This window comes from Vibrio sp. 10N.261.51.A3, from assembly GCF_041471965.1.
Classification (GTDB): domain Bacteria; phylum Pseudomonadota; class Gammaproteobacteria; order Enterobacterales; family Vibrionaceae; genus Vibrio; species Vibrio crassostreae_C.
In genome coordinates, this window is sequence record NZ_JBFRPK010000166.1 from 1 (window position 1) to 2,106 (window position 2,106).

General features: G+C 33.2%; 2 protein-coding genes. Both read left to right on the forward strand.

The genetic code is table 11. The annotated features are described in order from the left end of the window. Positions 1–163 precede the first annotated feature (163 nt). The gene (gene csm6, locus AB4371_RS22495) at positions 164–1,567 is read left to right on the forward strand and encodes a CRISPR-associated ring nuclease Csm6 (RefSeq protein WP_157938427.1); all 1,404 of its coding nucleotides are present in this window, start codon (positions 164–166) and stop codon (positions 1,565–1,567) included. Between the two features lie 190 nt (positions 1,568–1,757). After that, positions 1,758–2,106 (forward strand): transposase (locus AB4371_RS22500; RefSeq protein WP_372150692.1); only part of this gene is annotated, 349 nt, incomplete at its 3' end.

Sequence of the window (2,106 nt, forward strand, 5' to 3'; positions counted from 1 at the left end):
CTTAAGATCCTGTCTATGAACAGTCAGTAACAATAATTAAATTCAATGAAATCTGAAAATGTGTTATAAATTAATAACTTAAATAGTATCACTCGAGTGAATATCATTAATTTTCAACCCGAGTTTTGTTACTTATTCATATTGTATTTATATAGGTATTTCTGTGTTCGAAGAAAAAATTAAAACAAAAAAACCATGGCATTTAATTACTGTGCTAGGTGGGTCTCCTGCTGTTATTACTGAAAGTTTATATGCGATGTACGCTCATGAAGACATGGAGTTTCCTGAAAAGATTACGATATTTACGACTCTTCTTGGCTTTAAAAAGTTGATAAATCTAGAATGCGTTGCCACACCGCGTGACTTTGATGATGAAAATCATAAAATTATTGATTTTTATATAAATAAAGAAATAAAGAAGTTATGTGATGAGTATGATATCCCTATCGACAATAGACTCATTAAAATTGATGATATCGTCATTATAACAGATGAGAATGGCGAATATCTAAGTGATATCAGGAATGAACAAGATCAAAAAAATATGGCTGATATTATTTGTCAGAAGGTAAGAATTTTTGCTTTAAATGAAGAATACCATTTGCATGCTTCGATTGCAGGTGGAAGAAAAAGCATGTCATTTTTCTTAGGTTATATTTTTTCTCTATTTGCTAGGCCAGAAGATAAAATGAGCCATGTGCTGGTTGCTCGAAACGATCTCGAGGGTACTAATTTCATGTTTCCACCAAATGTGAAAAAATTTAATGAAAAAACTCCCCCGTCATACGATAAATACGATAAATCAAAACTCGTTCTTACTGAGGAAGAATGTGGAAAACCTATTGTAGAGCTGGCCGATATTCCTTTTGTTCCATTGGGTAATTTTATACCTAATATCCGGATTGATAAAAACATGTCTGCTTCCTCTAGGAATAAAAATAGGAGTTTATTTGAAAACTATACAAAAGAATTGAAAGCAACGTTAGAAGAAAATATTGAGTTGAAATATGATCCTGTCGCTAAAAAAATATATATAGGTGAAGATGAATTATATTTAAATCCTTTTTGTTATGCTTATTATTCGATATTGATTGAGGTGTGCAAAGAAGGTAAGGAGTATATTTTCTCACAAGAAAGATATTGGAATGAAAATACATGGAAGTCTAACGGAACTGATCAAAGTATAGACAATGTTTTCTATGAAAGATTAAGAGATAAGTTTATAGATAAATATCCGAATGGAAATAAGCTCAAAGATGAATCTGGAACAGGTCAAGCCAAAATAAACAACTTTATCAAAGCCAATATAGATAATGAATATATTGCGAAAAATATGAAAATAAAGATTGATGAAGATAACGATAAAATAAAAGAATATAAGATATTTAATGAAATAAAGAATTTATCCGATACGATAAATGACAATATTAGAAAAAATATTACTTTGTCACAATCTAACTTTGATCTTGTTAAAGCTTCATCAGCAACAGTTAAGGTGGAAGGAAAAGATGAGAAGACTAGTCGTTCTTACTTAAAAATTAGCAAAGATAAAGTTGTCATTGGTTAAAGCCTTGGGAAGGGCTTTGTTGCGTAATTAAGTTTAGAGATAGAGCCACCCCGTTTCGCGTATTTCTTAGTCAATACGACAAGTTTCAGGGGCGTTGTTGCCTAAATCAGTTGAACCTTTTTCAAGTTCTTCGATCTGATCCTTTGTAATGGTTAGAAGGGCGGTGATATGGGTAAAGTGAAAAAATAAAATCACTAATTGGGCAGAGTACAATAAGGCTCTTTGCAAACGTGGTTCGGTTACGTTCTGGATAGATGACTCAGCCATAGATGCATGGCAATGCAAAACTCATCATGGTAAGCGTGGTAGAGGCTTCCAGTACTCAGATACAGCGATTGAAACTGCCTTGATGATTAAGGGCATCTTTTCGCTGCCATTACGTGCCCTTCAAGGCTTTATTGACTCTATCTTTGAGCTATTAGATGTTCCACTAACGTCCCCTGACTACACCTGTATCAGTAAACGCTCGAAGACAGTTCAGGTCAAATATCGCAATAAATCGAGAGGGGCTATTCGCCATATAGCCATTGATTCTACTG